This window comes from Hespellia stercorisuis DSM 15480 (genome assembly GCF_900142165.1).
Classification (GTDB): Bacteria; Bacillota; Clostridia; order Lachnospirales; family Lachnospiraceae; genus Hespellia; species Hespellia stercorisuis.
In genome coordinates, this window is the sequence record NZ_FQZY01000007.1 from 16626 (window position 1) to 35132 (window position 18507).

13 protein-coding genes, 2 tRNA genes and 1 riboswitch are annotated in these 18507 nt (G+C 46.4%); of the genes, 1 reads left to right on the top strand and 14 read right to left on the bottom strand.

Features of this window, described 5'->3' with window-relative positions:
* The first annotated feature begins 417 nt into the window (after positions 1-417).
* A riboswitch (M-box (ykoK) riboswitch) is annotated at positions 418-592 on the top strand.
* A gap of 253 nt (positions 593-845) precedes the next feature.
* A complete protein-coding gene (gene mgtE, locus BUB85_RS01695) occupies positions 846-2177 on the top strand; it encodes a magnesium transporter (protein ID WP_073104233.1) in 1332 nt (443 codons plus the stop codon).
* 114 nt (positions 2178-2291) lie between these two features.
* Here the strand turns inward: mgtE and BUB85_RS01700 are convergent, their stop codons facing one another.
* The 14 genes from BUB85_RS01700 to aspS all read right to left on the bottom strand — a co-directional run bounded on the left by BUB85_RS01700 (position 2292) and on the right by aspS (position 18472).
* A complete protein-coding gene (locus tag BUB85_RS01700) occupies positions 2292-4073 on the bottom strand; it encodes a sulfatase-like hydrolase/transferase (protein ID WP_330392203.1) in 1782 nt (593 codons plus the stop codon).
* A gap of 163 nt (positions 4074-4236) precedes the next feature.
* The gene (locus tag BUB85_RS01705; RefSeq protein WP_073104237.1) at positions 4237-5262 is read right to left on the bottom strand and encodes a branched-chain amino acid aminotransferase; all 1026 of its coding nucleotides are present in this window, start codon (positions 5260-5262) and stop codon (positions 4237-4239) included.
* Positions 5263-5448: 186 nt separating this feature from the next.
* Complete coding sequence (gene ilvN / locus BUB85_RS01710; protein WP_073104238.1) at positions 5449-5958, bottom strand: acetolactate synthase small subunit; 510 nt, start codon at positions 5956-5958, stop codon at positions 5449-5451.
* Between the two features lie 18 nt (positions 5959-5976).
* On the bottom strand, positions 5977-7695 hold the full coding sequence (gene ilvB, locus BUB85_RS01715) for a biosynthetic-type acetolactate synthase large subunit (protein ID WP_073104239.1): 1719 nt from the start codon (positions 7693-7695) through the stop codon (positions 5977-5979).
* 68 nt (positions 7696-7763) lie between these two features.
* On the bottom strand, positions 7764-9209 hold the full coding sequence (locus BUB85_RS01720; protein WP_073104241.1) for an aminoacyl-histidine dipeptidase: 1446 nt from the start codon (positions 9207-9209) through the stop codon (positions 7764-7766).
* A 1-nt stretch (position 9210) separates the two neighbouring features.
* Positions 9211-9705 carry a dihydrofolate reductase gene (locus BUB85_RS01725; protein ID WP_073104243.1) on the bottom strand — a complete coding sequence of 165 codons (495 nt, stop codon included), beginning with the start codon at positions 9703-9705 and terminating at the stop codon, positions 9211-9213.
* 30 nt (positions 9706-9735) lie between these two features.
* The gene (gene thyA, locus BUB85_RS01730) at positions 9736-10584 is read right to left on the bottom strand and encodes a thymidylate synthase (protein WP_073104244.1); all 849 of its coding nucleotides are present in this window, start codon (positions 10582-10584) and stop codon (positions 9736-9738) included.
* Positions 10585-10655: 71 nt separating this feature from the next.
* A complete protein-coding gene (locus BUB85_RS01735) occupies positions 10656-11090 on the bottom strand; it encodes a MarR family winged helix-turn-helix transcriptional regulator (protein WP_073104245.1) in 435 nt (144 codons plus the stop codon).
* 168 nt (positions 11091-11258) lie between these two features.
* Positions 11259-12548, bottom strand: coding sequence for a homoserine dehydrogenase (locus BUB85_RS01740; protein WP_073104247.1), 1290 nt, complete (start codon positions 12546-12548; stop codon positions 11259-11261).
* Between the two features lie 345 nt (positions 12549-12893).
* Positions 12894-12966: transfer RNA gene (locus BUB85_RS01745), tRNA-Gly, on the bottom strand.
* Positions 12967-13389: 423 nt separating this feature from the next.
* Positions 13390-15576 (bottom strand): DUF6273 domain-containing protein, encoded by a 2187-nt coding sequence (locus tag BUB85_RS01750; protein ID WP_073104248.1) that lies wholly within the window; start codon positions 15574-15576, stop codon positions 13390-13392.
* On the bottom strand, positions 15573-16193 hold the full coding sequence (locus BUB85_RS01755) for a TetR/AcrR family transcriptional regulator (protein ID WP_073104251.1): 621 nt from the start codon (positions 16191-16193) through the stop codon (positions 15573-15575). The genes BUB85_RS01750 and BUB85_RS01755 overlap by 4 nt, the downstream gene beginning before the upstream one ends.
* Before the next feature lie 305 nt (positions 16194-16498).
* Positions 16499-16571: transfer RNA gene (locus BUB85_RS01760), tRNA-Gly, on the bottom strand.
* Positions 16572-16684: 113 nt separating this feature from the next.
* Positions 16685-18472 carry an aspartate--tRNA ligase gene (gene aspS, locus BUB85_RS01765; RefSeq protein ID WP_073104253.1) on the bottom strand — a complete coding sequence of 596 codons (1788 nt, stop codon included), beginning with the start codon at positions 18470-18472 and terminating at the stop codon, positions 16685-16687.
* Between the last annotated feature and the right edge of the window lie 35 nt (positions 18473-18507).

Sequence of the window (18507 nt, forward strand, 5' to 3'; positions counted from 1 at the left end):
GCGTTGCCACCTTGTTTCATAGCACATGCTATGCTCTTATCGAAATACAATCATATTTCTGGCTACTGACGTAAGCCTCACGTCGCGGAATACTCGGTAAACTCTTCAGCCTAACCTTTGACCGCGCCCTCCGTGGTCCATTTAATCATCTGCGTTCTGCCCGGCTCTCACCCACCCGGACTCTCTGTAAGTGCACAATCATTGTTATCTCCACTTCAACGGTTTAGCATATTAAATTAATAAAATAATATCACCCACATTTTTGTTTGTCAACCTTCATTTTATTTTTTGCATATTTTTCATTTATGATGAACCAGTGCTCTACCGGAACACTATCATAAATGGTTCATACGGTGTTACGGAAAACTTCGTTTTTTTCTTGACATCACCCTGCATGTGAACTACAATATACAAGGATAAAAACTTCGGTAGGTGAGGTTACCATAGGGATTAGGATTCATTTCCTGAGATTGCTGCCGCGAAAAAAGTGGAGACACTTTCGAGTTGGTTAGCAGGCGTTGTCGAGATAAGGCACCACCTAATGCAATTTTATATGCCCTATGATACTAAAGCTCAAACGATGGAATCATAGAGAGTTTTTTATGAATTGGATGTTCAGTCCTCGCCATTGTTGAGTTTTGGCGAGGACTTTTTTGTATTTCGTTTTCATGATTTGTACCAGAAAGGAACCTTGCATATAACGAAGTTTATTATAAATATCCGTTTTGACTATACCCGTTTCAATAATAAACACAAACTAAGAAAGGTGGTGAGGTAAGTGGACACTGACGCCAGTTATCATTCGGAGGACTTAACACACATACAACACGATTGGAGATGTAACTATGGAGAAAGAATTATTTGTAACGCTCTTACGGGACCGCCATTTCAAGGCCGTAAGGACTATTTTAAATGCAATGAATCCGGTGGACACTGCCGCACTGCTCGCAGAATTAGAGGATAAAGAACTGGCTCTTGCTTTCCGTTTAATTCCGAAAGAAGAAGCTGCGGACGTATTTGCCAACATGAACAATTCCATGCAGACTTATCTCGTAGAAATGTTCACAGAAAAAGAGTTAAAAGAATTGTTAGACGATTTATACATGGATGATACCGTAGATATTCTGGAAGAACTTCCGGCTAATCTCGTCGTTCGCATTCTGGAGAGCGTTGGACAGCAGAAACGAAATATGATCAATGTACTGCTCAACTATCCGGATGACAGTGCCGGAAGCATCATGACAACCGAGTACGTGGAGCTCCGTCAGCACATGACCGTTGCAGAGTCCATGACGCATATCAAAAAAACCGGTATCCACAAGGAAACGATCTATACCTGCTACGTAACCGACAAGAGAAAGCTGATCGGTATCGTCACTGCCAAGGATCTGATGACAGCCGATGATAATGTGCAGATCAAGGATCTGATGGAAACAGAAATCATTGCAGTTCACACACATACGGATCAGGAAGAAGTTGCAAAAATGTTCGGCAAGTACGATCTGATTGCGCTCCCTGTTCTGGACGCGGAAGACCTCATGGTCGGTATCGTAACTTTCGACGATGCCATGGACGTCATGGTCGAGGAGGCAACAGAGGATATCACAAAAATGGCCGCTATGAATCCCAGTGAAAAACCATACTTTGAAACTTCCGTTTTCAATCACGCAAAAAACCGTATCCCCTGGCTTCTGATCCTGATGCTCTCCGCCACCATAACCGGCCAGATCATCACCAAATATGAAGATGCCTTTGCGGTACTCCCGCTTCTCGTATCCTTTATCCCTATGCTGATGGATACCGGCGGTAACTGCGGCTCACAGAGTTCCACGCTGGTCATCCGTGGAATCGCTCTGGACGAGATCCACTTTAAAGACCTCTTCCGTGTGGTCTTCAAGGAATTTCGGATCTCCCTGATTGTCGGCGTTGTGCTTGCCCTTGCCAATGGATTGCGTATCTTCTTTATGTATCACGATATGAACATGGCACTCGTAATCGCACTTTCACTGGTTGCCACCATCATCATTGCAAAACTGATTGGCTGCATCCTTCCATTGCTGGCCAAAAAAGTCGGTCTGGATCCGGCCATCATGGCGGCCCCGCTGATCACGACTCTGGTGGATACCTGTTCCATCATCATCTATTTTACAATTGCAACAAAGCTTTTTCAATTATAATAAAGAGGCAGAATTTTGAATTTTCCCCGAAGACCAGGTCTTCAGGAACGTTTCAAAATTCCGCCTCTTTTCTTGACATTTATTAAAAGCAGTAAATCGGACCCTCAAAAACTATTATTGGACAACGCCTGTCGTTCCGCCAATATCAAACTGATTTCCATTCCCATCCACAAGATAAATTTCCACCTGATATTCGCCCGTTTTATAGTCAAAATCTGTTACTGCCACATTTCCGGCATAGCTGTTTCCATCCTGCGACTGCATCTGAATCCAGGTCAGATCGCTTCGATCCTCCGCTGTCCACACTGCTGCTAAAATTGATTCAATCCCCGAATTCACATTGCTGATGTCACTCACTACAATCGGCAGCAATCCATTCTCCACATCATATTCGCCTGCAGTTACCACTCCGGCAGGTACTTTTCCCTCTCTGGCAAGCAGTTCTGGAACGTCTGTGTTTATGTCTGCCAGATTCTCCATCATTTTTGAATTTCTGGACAATTCCATCGCCTCAGTCTCAATACCGTATCTTTCAGACAAAGTCTGTTCTGACGAAAAAAGATTCGTTCCCAGCCCCAGACGATTTCCTTCGATATCTACCCCGAGACTTGCCAACGTCGTTGGAAAATCATCAAATGTCGTATAATTTCTCTCGTTTGTGGCTTCCGGCTCCGTCGCTGGATTGATATAGGCTGTGTATACCTTTCTTGTATAGTCATCCGCTACATCATCACAAAAATCCGTATCCATTGTCGGATGGTCCCCGGAAATGACAATCGTTGTATCCTCATAAAAATCCTGTTTCTGTATCCACTCTACAAACTCTGCGACTTTTTTGCTGGAGCAGGCCATCACGTTCGCATATTGATTGTCGCCGTAGGTATCCGGACAGTCCTCGCACAAATAGCCATCTTCAAAATGCGTATCCACTGTCAGCATCGTAAGATTGAATGGTTCCTCCGATGAAGACAGATCCTTCAGGCGGTCTTTCGCAAACTCAAACAGGCGTTTATCCTCATATCCCCACCAAACTTTATAGCCTTCCGGTATCCATCCATTTTCTTCCGCATACGTGTAATCATATATATCAAAATCGCCATGATCGGTATACAGCAGGCTTCTCCCACCAAATTCCGCTTCGGAACCAATCAGGAGATCCTGTGTATATCCTTCATCCTCCAGAATATTGCCAAGCGTGGTCACCTCCGGGAAAAACGAATCCTGAGTGTCCATCGAATTGGATTCGATTGCAATATCCAAAGGAAGACCCGAGCTCTGCGCAAACATTGCGGCAACCGTCCACGTCGTACCCGGCATCGAATATCCGCCATTCAGAGCCTTGTCTGTGCCTGAAAAATCTTCATTTTCCTGGGCCAGCTTCGTCAATTCAGGAATGCACCCCTCTTTGAACCCGCCGCCATTCTTCTTGTCCGTATACGTCACTTCCATGGACTCCAAAAAAATATAAATCAGATTGCGCCTCTGCTCCGGGAACGTTAACTCCACCGAATTTGGGTTCACATAATTCGTATCAATAAATGTAGAATACGTACTTTTGTTTTCTGTATAATCCCCTACATCCAGCCCAGTCCAGGCAGTATATACCGCACTCCCGCCTACCAGAAGTGAAAGACCTGACACCACTGCCATCACTATGTAATATAATTTTCTTTTATTTTTAAATGCTGTAAATAAAATGACTACTATCAACAGGACAACCACTGCCGGTGCCACGCAGCTCCCGATATAATCCGTGACCATTCCCTCGTTCGTTCCATCCAGTGGCGCGTTCATATGATAGACCAGCTCGTCCATCGTCAGATTAGACCAGGTTGCAAACATCCAGTCTACACTGCAACGCAACAAGGCAGCAATTACACAGAGTAATGCTGCCAAAATTGTTCCTGCTATGAATAATATTTTTTTTACTATTTTAATCACTTTTTTGCTTGAGTTCATCTTCTATCATCCGTTCATCTTTTCTAAAGCTAACTCTCACATTATACCCATTCAGATGAAAATAGTCAAGGAACTCTCTCACTTTTGTGGCAATAGCAACCTATTTCACTTCCATTACCCAGCCTTCCGGAGCTTCGATATATCCCATCTGGATTCCGGTCAGTGTATCGTAAAGCTTCTGGATTGTCGGTCCCATCTGCTCCATTCCGCTTGGGAAACAGATTTCTTTTCCGTGGTCAACAATCTTGCCCACCGGTGAGATGACTGCTGCGGTTCCACAGAGGCCGCATTCTGCAAATTCTTTCACCTCTTCAAATGGTACTTCCCGCTCTTCTACTTCCAGATTCAGGTAATGTTCCGCAACGTAGAGCAGAGAACGTCTTGTGATAGACGGCAGGATTGAATCTGATTTTGGTGTTACGACCTTGTTGTCCTTCGTGATGAACAGGAAGTTCGCCCCGCCTGTCTCCTCCACGAAGGTTCTGGTTGCCGCATCCAGATACATATTCTCATCATATCCCTCTGCATGGGCTGTTACAATCGCATGAAGACTCATGGCATAGTTCAGACCCGCCTTGATGTGTCCTGTTCCATGCGGAGCAGCTCGGTCAAAATCGGACACTTTGATTGTAAGCGGCTTCGCGCCGCCCTTGAAGTATGGTCCAACCGGAGTCGCGAACACTCTGAACTGATATTCATCCGCCGGTTTTACACCAATTACAGCATTGCTGCCAAACATATAAGGACGCAGGTAAAGGGATGCGCCTGATCCATATGGCGGAACATACGCCTCATTTGCTTTCACCACCTGATTGACAGCATCTAAAAATCTTTCCGCAGGAAATGGAGGCATCTCAAGTCTCTTCGCAGAATCAACCATTCTCTGGGCGTTTAAGTCCGGGCGGAACACGACCGTTCTTCCATCCTCCGTCGTATAAGCCTTCATCCCCTCAAAAACTGTCTGAGCATACTGAAGAACACCTGCACACTCGTTCAGGACAATATTGGCATCCGATGTAAGTTCACCATCATCCCATGCACCATTCTTAAAATTAGAAACGTATCTTTTTTCCGTCTGCATATAGCCAAACCCGATATTCGACCAGTCAATCTGTTTTTTCTCCATTGTAAATCCTCCATTCCAATTTGCAAAATTTAACTTATGAACTATTATAGTCCCATACTTAAAAAAAATCAAGAGTGCACTCTGTTTTTATTTTAACGGGTAAAAGAGTATTGGCCGCAAAGCATCCTGATCCCTGACATGAGACCGGATGTTCTGCCGCCAATTTTAATACATCTGCTCCATGCCTTATCTTTCCATCATGCTGATAGATTCAATTCCGACACTTCCGCCGCGAACCACTTCAATGGTTTTAAATTCTTCCTTCATAAGCTTGATTACGGCGTCGTTTTTCGTCGCTGTCTGCACAAACTCGAGCAGAAGGCTGTCTTTTCCATAATCAATCACCTTTGCCTTGAATGTCTCGGCAATCTGGAAGATTTCGTTCTTATCTTCCTGCGTACATTTTTTTACTTTTACATAAAGAATCTCTTTCATCCTGACAAAAATATCCGTAAAATCTATTACTTTAATCACTTCTACCAGTCGATTCAGCTGTTTTTTGATTTGTTCGAATGTCTCGTCGTCACAGGCTGTTGCAATCGTCATTCTTGAAATAGTCGGATCCTCGGTCGTTCCAACTGTCAGACTTTCAAGGTTGTATGATTTCGCGGAAAACAACCCTGATATTTTTGAGAGAACACCTACCTGGTTCTCCACATAAAGTGAAATCCATCTTTTTTTCAAATTACTGTCCATTGTGGCAATCTCCTCTCTCTAACAATCCAGTATCATCTCTTCCAACGTGCCTCCCGGCTGAATCATCGGATATACCATCTCCTCCGGATCGATAATAAATTCGATCAGCGTCGGAGTCTTCGTGTTCTTCTTAGCCTCCTCAAAGGCTGGTGCAATCTCCTCGATCGTTGTGACGCGGATTCCCTTGGCCCCGTAGCTTTCTGCCAGTTTTACATAGTCCGGTGTGTACTTTGGATATTCTTCTCCGTTCGTTCTTCTTGACAATGCACCGGAACGAAGATTGGTCATTCCGTAGCGTTTTCCATAGAAGAGTTTCTGCCACTGGCGAACCATTCCCAGATATGTATTGTTAAATACACAGGCAATTACCGGAAGTTCCTCCAGAACCGCCGTGGCAAACTCCTGGATATTCATCTGCATTCCACCGTCACCGGAAATCGCGATAACCGGCGTGTCCGGATTGCCGATCTTTGCTCCGATCGCACCTGGAAATCCATATCCCATAGTCCCCATTCCACCTGACGTCAGCAGCTTTTTCTTCTCATTCAGTTCGATATACTGTGTCGTGAACATCTGATGCTGTCCTACATCCGTCACGACGATTGCCTCATCAAATTCTTTGTTGATTACTTCCAGAATATCCTGTGGTCCCATGGCACCGCGGTCGATCATCTTCAGCGGATGCTGGACCTTCCATACTCCGATCTCATCCAGCCACTTCTTTGTATCGCACTCCTCCACATACTCCAGCATTCTGTCAATTGCTTCCTTTGCGTCCGCAACGATTGGAACATCTACCTGTATATTCTTAGAAATCGAAGCCGTGTCAATATCAATATGAACGATCTTCGCATTCGGTGCAAACGCATGCAGTTTTCCTGTGATACGGTCATTGAAACGTGTGCCGATTGAAAACAGCAGATCACATTCGCTCACCGCCATATTGGATGCATACGCCCCATGCATTCCCACATTGCCCACAAAGAGCGGATGTTCTGTCGGGATGGCTCCGCGCCCCATGATCGTTGTGATAACCGGAACCTTAGTCTTCTCCGCCAGTTTGGTAAAATCCGCCCCTGCATGTGCAATATTCACGCCGCCGCCAATCAGAAACAGGGGCCGTTCTGCCTTGTTCAGCATCTTGATTCCTCTCTTCAGCTGTCCCACATGAACTCCCGTGCTGGGCTTGTATCCGCGGATATTCACCGTTGCCGGGTACTCTGCACTTCCCAGCTCTGCCATCACATCTTTTGGAAGATCGATCAGAACCGGTCCCGGTTTTCCTGTCCGCGCAATGTAGAACGCTTCTTTGATGATGCGCCCAAGATCCTCACGATTTCTCACCGTCACACCATACTTTGTGATATTGCGGGTAATCCCGACGATATCTACCTCCTGAAACGCATCGTTTCCGATCAGATGGCGGGATACCTGACCTGTAAAGCAGACCAGCGGTACACTGTCGCTGTTTGCTGTGGCGAGCCCGGTCACCAGATTTGTTGCCCCCGGTCCGCTCGTCACGAGACATACGCCGACTTTTCCGGTGGATCTGGCATAGGCATCTGCCTCATGTACCAGAGCCTGCTCATGCCTCGGCAGAATTACTCTCGTAAAATCCTGTTTATATAATTCGTCACTGATATCAATCGTACACGCACCCGGGTAGCCGAACAGTGTGTCAACTCCCTCCTCGCGCAGTGCCTTTACCAAAAGTTTATTTCCAGATATATTTCTCATTCTCCAACCTCCTATTTGCTTTGAACAAGATGAATGGCAAACCCGCCAGCCTCTTCCTTCAAATAGTTTTACTTTGTCCCGATCACTTTCACCAGCAGATCCCATGTCCGCTTCGTAGATGGGATATTCAGTCGTTCTGTATATGTGTGAACATCCATCATATCCGGCCCGATGGATACAGCATCCAGATTCTCGATCTTATCCGACAGAAGCCCGCACTCCAGGCCTGCGTGAATCGCCTGCACCTGTGGTGCCGCTCCAAACATCTCCGTGTACACTTTCACAAAGGTATCCCTGAGCTCCGAGTCCTTCCGGTACTCCCAGCCGGGATAGTCCCCGCTTGTTTCACAGCTGCCGCCCATGGATTCGATCATTGCTGCAGTCCTGTCCGTCAGGTACTTTTTCGCCGTCTCTATGGAGCTTCGAATTGCATAGCAGACGAACAGCTTCTGCCCGTCCAAATTCATGATTCCCAGATTCAGGGAGGTCTCGACCAGCCCCTTCACATCCATACTCCATGCCTGCACGCCGTTCGGCAGATTCATCAGTGCATTGAGTACCATGTCCTGGGATAGGTTTGTCAGCACATTCACCGTCTTTTCTCCCTGCTCCTCCAGCGTCGCCTTGATGTCCGGATCACTGGAGCTGTATTCTTTTCCAAGGATTTCCGATTGCTCCTTCAGAGCCTTCGCGAATATATCTTTGTCTTTTTCCTCCACCAGCACCGTCGCCTCCGTATGTCTCGGAATTGCATTGTCCTTGCTGCCGCCGGCCATCACTGCAATTCTCACCGGAACCTTCCTGCTGATCTCATAGAGAACGCGTCCCATCATCTGGTTGGAATTGGCGTGTTCATTCTGGATTTCACATCCGGAATGTCCCCCCAGCATGCCGGTCAATGCAATTTTGTAACTTTGACCTGTATAGGTCTCACAGGAGACCGGTATGGTTCCCTGCAGTCTCAGACCCCCAGCACAGCTTGTCAGAATGATTCCTTCCTCCTCAGAATCGATGTTAATCATCTTTCTGCCTTTTAACATGGACAGATCAACCGCCTCCGCACCGAGAAGTCCGATCTCTTCGTCCACCGTAAAGACCGCCTCCAGTCTCGGATGTTCGATTGAATCCGATGCAAGAATTGCCATTGCATATGCCACCGCAATTCCGTCATCGCCTCCCAGTGTAGTCTTGTCTGCCCAGATCCATTCTCCGTCTGTGTGCAGATCCAGTCCGTCTTTTTCAAAATCAATCGTCGAATCCAGTGTCTTCTCACAGACCATATCCATATGTCCCTGGAGAATGATCGGTTCGACATCCTCGAATCCAGACGTCGCCTCCTTGATCATAATCACATTGTACAGCTCATCCTGATATGCTTCGAGCCCGTGTTCTTTCGCAAACTTCATCAGATAATCACTGATCTGTTTTACATTTCCAGAGCCATGGGGAATCCCGCATATTTCCTCAAAATAATGCAGTGCTTCCCTCGGTTCGTATTGCCCCAGTACACTCATATTACTGCCCCTTTCTCTCATATCTTGCAAACACAAATTCCAGATTAAAGCATGTCTGTTCCTCACTGATTCCTGTCAGCTCCCAGTCCGGCATCTCATCCAGATTCGGGAAATACGTATCTGCCTCGTAGGCATGATCGATTTTGGTCACGTGTGCCAGACTGCAGTGCGGAAGAAACTGTCTGTATACGCTCTCGCCGCCGATGACGTAGATATCTTCTGTGGCATACTGCTTCAGAGCCTCAAGCACATCCTCCGCCGAGTGAAAAACCTCTGCCCCCTTCACCGTGTACTTTTTATCCCTTGTCAGAACAATATTGACTCGGTTTTTCAATGGCTGTCCCCCCGGAAAGGATTCCAGGGTCTTTCGTCCCATCACGATCACTTTTCCAGTGGTCGTCTCCCGAAAAAACTTCATATCCGAAGGAATGCTGGCCAACAGTTTATTATTTTTGCCGATTCCCCAATTTTTATCCACTGCTACGATTAAATTCATTCTTTTGTGCTCCTTTTTGAATAGTATATACTAAACCGCTATCGGAATATTCTTGATCTGCGGATGTGTCTCGTAATGCTCCAGACGGATATCGTCCGTCGTAAAGTCATAAAAATCTCTGATTTCCGGATTCAGCCAGAATGTCGGCGCCGGAAGCGGCTCTCTTGATATCAGTTCCCTGATCAGAGGAATATGTCTGTCATAAATATGTGCATCTGCAATCACATGCACAAACTCTCCCACCCTCATGTCACACACCTGTGCAAGCATGTGCAGCAGGACGGCATACTGACATACATTCCAGTTGTTCGCCGCGAGCACATCCTGTGAGCGCTGGTTCAAAATTCCATTTAGAGTCAGTTTATCATCATCTCCGCTTTTTGTCACATTAAATGTCATACTGTAGGCACAGGGATACAGGTTCATTTCATGAAGATCCTGATGTACATAGATGTTCGTCATGATTCGTCTGCTGTACGGATTGTTCTTCAGATCATAAATCACCCGGTCAACCTGATCCATCATGCCCTCTTTGTATGCATGCTTCACGCTCATCTGGTATCCGTAGGCTTTGCCGATGGAGCCCTCTTCATCCGCCCAGCTGTCCCAGATATGGCTGTTCAGATCGTGAATATTGTTAGATTTCTTCTGCCAGATCCACAGCAGTTCATCCACACAGCTTTTAATTCCTGTTCTGCGAAGTGTCAGTGCCGGAAATTCCTTTGACAGATCATACCGGTTCACCACGCAGAACTTCTTGACCGTATATGCAGAAGTTCCATCCTCCCACACCGGACGTACCTTCTCGCCCTCTGTGCTTGTTCCGTTGTCAATGATATCTTGACACATCTCTATAAATACTTTGTCCGCATAACTCAAATCACATTCCTCCCGCAATTCTCAGCTTCTATTCCCCGGCATCTTTCTGACGCCCTGAGTTTTCTGATATTCTATGGCTCTGAAATGTTGTACAACACCTTTTCAAGCCCCTTCTTTAACGCATCGACCTCTTTTTTGGTCATTCCAATCGTCAGCATTCTCTCTGTCTTCCTGCGGTCTGTCTCCATCCGCCGCTGGATATCATACGCCTTCTCCGTCAGATATATGTTCTTCCTGCGCTTGTCCGTCGCATTGGGAACGCAGAGGATAAATCCCTTCTCATCCAGACGCTTCAGGAGCCCCGTCACCGTCGGGTTTTTGAGATTCAGATGACGCTCCACATCTCTCTGGTTCACTTCTTCTTTGTTGGTCTGAAACAAAAAATCAAGCACCGCACACTGTGAGGAAGTGATCCCAAGTGTTTTCAGTTGTCCTGTAAGCTCTTTTTCAAACACATTGTTGATTGCTTTTACCGTGAAGCCAATTGACTGCTTCCTTTTCTCCATAGTCACTTTCCCCTTTTGCTTTCAGGCAGACGATAAACAATTACGAGGAATCTGCTATGCCGATTCCTCGTAATTTCTTGTACGGTTATATAGCGTGCTATACTTATATATAGTAAGCATTTTCACGCACCTTGTCAATCCATTCTATCTTCCAAAATAAAACTTTTTTTAATATTCTCTGATCACGCTGCTGACTTCCTTGATGCTCTCGATACTCTGCAGTTCATTCAGTGCATCTTTGAGGTGGTATTCTTTCACTACGTCGGTTACGATTACAAGTTCCGCCTGCTCCTTTGTCGCATTTTTCTGTACCACTCTCGCGATACTCACCTTGTGATCACCAAACACCTTGGCAATACATGCCAGTACCCCCGGCTCATTGGCTACCTGCATGCGGAGGAAGAATTTGTTCTTCACATCGTCAAAGGATTTGATCGGTGTGTCCCTGTAACAGGTGCAGCTTATGCGTCCGTTGCACTGATACTTCAGATTTCTCGCCACATCCATGATGTCTCCCACAACCGCGCTCGCCGTCGGAAATTCTCCGGCTCCGCGGCCATAGAACATGGCGTCATCCACTGCATCTCCATGAACAAAGACTGCGTTGAACGAATCCCGCACCGAAGCCAGCGGATGATCCTTATGCAACAGCATCGGGTATACACCTGCCTCGATCCCCTTCTCCGTATTGCGCGCCACGCCAAGAAGCTTGATCACACTGTCAAACTCCTTCGCATACTCAATGTCTCTGGAAGTAATTTTCGTGATTCCCTCCGTGTAGACATCCGAGAACACCACACGGGAATGAAATGCGATTGATGCCATGATTGCCACCTTACGTCCGGCATCCAGACCCTCGATATCGGCTGTCGGATCCGCCTCCGCGTATCCAAGCTCCGTCGCCTTCGCCAGTGCTTCTGCAAAATCCATATGATCTTCGAACATCTTCGTCAGAATGTAGTTTGTGGTGCCGTTTACAATTCCGATTACTTCTGTGATTTCATTTCCGGCCAGACACTGTTTCAGCGGGCGGATAATCGGAATCCCACCTGCCACAGCCGCCTCAAACAGAAAATCACAGTTTCCTTCCTCCGCAGCGTCCAGCAGTTCTTTCCCATGCGCTGCGATCAGATCCTTGTTGGCACTCACCACGTGCTTTCCCGCATGGAGTGCTTCCAGAATCATGGTCTTCGCCGGTTCGATCCCGCCCATCAGTTCAATGACGATCTGTATCTCATCGTCCTCGATGATATCCTTCCACTGATCTGTGAGGAGCGACGCATCCACGCCTTCTCTTTTCTTCTCCATATTATGAACCAGAATTTTTGTGATTTCGAGGTTTGCACCTACATTTTTTTCCATTCCATCCGAACGGCGCTGAATCAGTTTATAAACTCCGCCTCCGACTGTCCCCAGCCCCAGCAGTGCCATTTTAATTGTATTTGTTTTATTCTCCATGCTATTAATCCTTTCTACCACTTGTACCAGGATGAGATCCAACACTTCTTTTACACTGTATCTCATTAACGTATCGCGTTTTATTATAGCACACGTCAAATTCAGTTTCCATCATAGTTTATTATTTAACACCATTTCCGGTGTTTTTCTGCTATGTCGATATGATTTCGTCCGGCTCATTGTCTGCAATCGCGCAGCTCCTCTGCCCGATTCTGTGCAAGTCCACCATCTCACAACTTACGTTGCTCGATGATGGACATTCGCCGGGTGAAATTCATGCAAGCATGATTTCGTCCGGCTCATTGTCTGCACAAAAAAAGAAGTCTTTAAAAGACTTCTTTTTAGAGCGACAGACGGGGTTCGAACCCGCGACCCCGACCTTGGCAAGGTCGTACTCTACCAGCTGAGCCACTGTCGCATATATGATGTTTTGCATGTCTGTTTTACCAGAACAATAACTACTATATCGTATCATTTACAAATTGTCAACCTTTTTTTCGGTGTTAGAGGAGTGTTTTTTTCGGTGTTAGAGGAGTGTTTTTTCGGTGTTAGAGGAGTGTTAGAGGAGTGTTTATTTTTCGGTGTTAGAGGAGTGTTAGAAGATATATGAGGATATAGCAGAATAAATTTTCAGTCTGCAAGACGAAGGAATGAGGCGTAGCGGTGGCTACGTCGATTGACGACAACGCAGTCGATGGAAATTTAGGCAAGTGAAACATAAGGTTATTTCATGTCGCTTATACTAGATTAGTGCCATGCTTGGCATACACAGCAAAAGGGCAAACATCGGAATTATCCGCCTGTTTGCCCTTGCTTCAGAAAATTTATTTTCTTGATTTAATTATTGTTTTGAATTCTTTTTACGAGTTTTCTGGGTAATCCCGCCAATTACAATCCCACCTGCGGAAAGCATCAATATCGCCAACCACAAAAACATATTACTGTTATCTCCGGTCTGAGCAGAGGTTGCATTATTATTGTTGCCTTTGGCTGTAGCACCAGTTTTCTTCACAAGCCCGTCAATGGCTTTTTGAATGGCTGTAGCATAAGCATCAACAGTGGTCTGCTCCGTGATATTCTTTCCTCTTACTACTGCATTTTTAGCATCGTTCAATGCTTTTACGCTTGCGTCGGTGTAAATGGAAAGGTCAGCAGGTATTTTGCCAATAGCAGTATCTACCTTGCTGTAATCCGCATCTTTATATCTCAGAGCCTTGATCGCATCTCGAATGGCTGTCGCATATCCGTCAACAATGGACTGCTCTGCCTCAGTTTTATTTCTGTCAACAGCGACTTTTGCATCATTCAACGCTTGCACACTTGCATCGGTATAAATGGAAAGGTCGGCAGGAATTTCACTGATTGCCTTATCTACATCTGCGTAATCCGCTGCTTTTGGTGCAGGCGGAGCTACATAGGCACTAATGGCTATGCTCTGTACGTCAGATGCAAGAGTTGTACCGCTTGCTTTAACACGAATGTCATAGCTTTGGTTGGAAAGTCCTGTAATCGTAGTTCCAGTAATCGCCATCCATGCATCCGCAGAGCCAGATACTCGGTATTCCATCGTATTGTTCACACCACTGATTTTTCCGTTGTTATTTGCAGCCGTGGAGCAATCCGTTTTTGAAAGTCCAGTTGGCTGTGCTGCCTGTGTAACAGTTATCGTCTGTACATCGGAATCGGAGGTTGCCACTCCATCTCCTCTGTCATAAATCTGTACGCCATTTGCAGCGGTAACATCTGCAATATTCATTGTAGCATCTGTTACATCAATCCAGTTAGCACCGCCATCTACGCTGTACTGCATATTGGTTGTGACACCGCCAAGTGTACCGCCATTTTCACTTGTTGCGGTAAATGTTGCACTTGGTGTGGCTAGCTTTGATAAAGTGACCTCAAGTGCAATGTCCTGCATCGCACTTGCATAATCTGTCTTGTTATCTCCGTTTAATTGCTCGGAGAAAACTTTCAATGTGTAATTGCCTGCGCCAAGACCTGTCGGGATATTCACAGTCTGTGTTCCACTTGCGCTATTCTGTGCAATATTTCCGTAGTAAAGCACGTTGCCACTTGCATCACACAGCATAGTCGATACATATTCGTTTGAACCTGTTGCGGCATTATTATATGTTACATTAACTGACCAGTTACTATAACCAGTCGCCGCACTTGCGGTTGTACCCTCTGCTGCCTGTGCAGTAAAGCTACGATTTGAATCCAGCAGGGTCACTTTCCATGCTCTTGCAGTATTCGATGTATACTCAGAAACAGAATTTAACGCGGCGGCACCGACGGTGCCGCTTGATTTGCCGCCTTCGGCGGCAGATGAGAAGAGAACAGATTCCAGATTTAAGTTAAAAGCGGGACGCACACCCGGGTAGGTGTAAGCTACAATGTAAGAATCGACATAGCCGACCTCGTACACGAAGCCCGCATAGCTAGTATCATAGTTGTAGGGCGACCGCAGCCACCACCCGCCAGCGGCTCCGCCGCTTGTCGTTGTTGCAAGTCCCTCATCTCCATCATTTGCTCCTATGTAGTTTGCTGCTTCTTCTGCTGATAAATAGAACACCTTCTCATCTACAAGAGAACTCGTTCCCCAAGAAATACTATATTGGTTTGTTGTCTCATCTGTTTTGTTTACACTTTTAAGTGCTTCTTTTTCGGCACTCGTAAATGCACTGCTGTCTGCAAATGTTTTGCACCACGCCTGTGCAATACTGCCTTGCCATACATTCGAGTTGTTATCAAACTGCTTATGGCTTTGTTCGAGCAGATATTCAGACAGCAGGAACATACCTTGTGCTGCACCTGTATTATCTGCGTCTGCGTCAAGCACTTTCCACTTGATATCTTCGCTGTTGTAGTTTCCAAAGTACACGAAATCCTTGTCCGCTACGCCGCTTGTTCCAAGTTCAATGTTTTTGGTTGTGGTATCTTCGGCATTTGCCACCACACTGCTAAATGGCACGATACCAAGCACCATTGCCACCACTAAGAGTAACGATAAAATTCTCTTTTTCATTGCGTTTCCTCCTGACAAGATGATTGATTTGCAGGTTCCGATTTTTCATCGAGATATTTTTCCTTGAGCATACTACACATCTGCCACAGCATATCCATCTGGGGCTTTAAGTAACCTTCGTCCTCAAACAGCGCATAGTGTACGCTGGCACGCACAAAGGTAAAAATCATCGGCTGAATGACCTGCCACGGAATACCCAAACGACGCTCCAGCTGCTTTGCATACTCTGTGTATCTCTGCTCCACACCCTTGAAAAATTCTTTGCCGTATTCCAGATATTTGGGAGAGGTGTACACCTGATACATAAAGCGGTATTTTTTGCCGTGCTTTTTTGCTGTCCAGTAGGGCACTTCCTCCACAAAGCGTTTAATATCCGCCGGGTCTTTGGGGGACAGTGCCATAAATTCGTCCTCCACCTTTGCCATACAATAGGCGGTGGACTGAATAATTAAATCGTCGATGCTGTCAAAGTACACGTACATATTGCCGGTCGTCATACCACAAGCCTTTGCAAGTGCCTTCAGCCCTGTTGATGCTATACCGTTCTCACAATAACAGTCAAAGCACTGTTCCATAATTTCAAGTTTTCTTCGCTCGTGCTGCTCTGATACGCCCATGTTTAATCGCCTTTCAAGTGTAGTTACTAATTACTTAATCAGTATAGCGTAAATTCAAAGGATGCTCAATAGTTTTTCCGAAAAAGGTCTTGTTTTTTTGCTTTTAATAATTCCACACAGTCAAAGCGGATATTCGCAGATTGCTCCCTCTGCTGACAAATCGAGAAACAAAAAAAACCGAACAAAAAAACTGAGATAAATATCTAATCAACTTAGATACTTATCTCAGTATTCATGATAGAATGGATTCGGCGGTCACTGTAAATGAATGACCTTCCGAAATCCCTTCCTACAATAATTTTCAGAGCGACAGACGGGGTTCGAACCCGCGACCCCGACCTTGGCAAGGTCGTACTCTACCAGCTGAGCCACTGTCGCATATATGATGTTCCTGCATGTCTGTTTTACCAGAACAATAACTACTATACAGCAAGAACATCATATTGTCAATATCTATTTTTCTTTTTTTCTATTCCTATTTTTCTTTTTTTCTATTCCTCTTCGGCCGGCTTTGAAATCTCAATTCCAAGCTCCTCCAGCTGCTTTGTATCCACTGCTGCTGGAGCCTCGGTCATCAAGTCTGATGCATCCTTGATCTTCGGGAAAGCGATCACGTCACGGATACTGTCCTGTTTTGCCATCAGCATTACCAGGCGGTCCAGACCGTATGCCAGTCCGGCATGCGGCGGTACTCCATACCGGAATGCACGCAGAAGGAACCCGAACTGCTCCTCTGCCTGTTCTGGCGTAAATCCTAACAGTTCCAGCATCTTGGACTGAATCTCATTGTTGAAGATACGGACACTTCCGCCGCCGATCTCCGTCCCGTTCAGCACGATATCGTATGCTTTTGCACGCACTTTTCCAAGATCCGTGTCGAGCATCGGAATGTCCTCGTCCATCGGCATGGTAAACGGATGATGCATGGCAAGATAACGTCCCTGCTCATCGCTCCATTCCATCAGCGGAAATTCGGTTACCCACAGGAACTTGTACTCATTTTTGTCCAACAGCTCCAACTGTCTTGCGATCTCCAGACGCAGGTTGCCCAGCACGTCCCAGACCACTTTATTTTTGTCCGCAGCAAAGAGAAGCAGGTCTCCATTCTGTCCGTCCATCGCTTCGATGAGCGCGGTCATCTCCTCCTCTTTCATGAATTTTCCAAAAGAAGATTTGACGGTTCCGTCTTCATGAATCGCAATGTACGCCAGACCTTTTGCACCAAAATCCTTCGCAAAATCCACCAGCTTGTCAATCTTTTTCCGCGGCATGGAGCCCTGCCCTCCGGCGTTGATTCCGCGCACGCTGCCGCCGTTTTCAATGGCTCCCTTAAAGACAACAAATTCGCAGTCCTTCACGACATCTGTGACGTCCTTTAATTCCATGCCAAAGCGGGTGTCCGGCTTGTCTGAGCCAAAACGGTCCATGGCCTCCTGCCAGGTCATTCTCGGAATCGGGAGGGAGACCTCCACGTCCAGTACTTCCTTGAACAGCTTCGCCAGAAGTCTCTCGTTCACGTCAATCACGTCGTCCACATCCACAAAGGACAGTTCCATATCGATCTGTGTAAATTCCGGCTGACGGTCTGCGCGCAGATCCTCGTCTCTGTAGCAGCGCGCCAGTTGGAAGTAGCGGTCATAGCCGGAACACATCAGAAGCTGTTTCAGCAGCTGTGGTGACTGTGGGAGCGCATAAAATGTACCCGGATTCACACGGCTTGGGATCAGGTAATCTCTGGCGCCTTCCGGGGTAGACTTGATCATGGTCGGCGTCTCGATCTCAAGAAAGCCTTCCTCTGCAAGGAATGCACGTGTCAGAGTCGCCACACGGCTTCTCATCATCAGGTTTCTCTGGAGATCCGGTCTTCTCAGATCCAGAAAACGGTATTTTAAGCGCAGCTCCTCTTTTGTCTTGGAATTTTCCTCGATTGGGAACGGAGGCGTCTCTGATTCCGACAGGATGCGAAGCTCACTGGCGCGCACTTCGATCTCCCCTGTCGCCATATTTTTATTTACTGCACCGGAACGTGCCACTACCGTTCCAACCACTGCCACTACAAATTCCGAACGAAGCTTTGCGGCTTTCGCCATCAGTTCTTCCTCGTCCTCGAACACGATCTGGAGCAGACCCGCTCTGTCCCGCAGATCCACAAATACGATGCCTCCCTTGTTGCGGTTTTTTTGTACCCAGCCCATCACGGTGACAGTCTCACCGACATTTTTCATGGACAATTCTCCGCATCTATGGGTTCTTTTTAATCCCTGCATTGATTCTGCCATTTTATTATCCTCTTTCCTTCTTACTTATTTATATC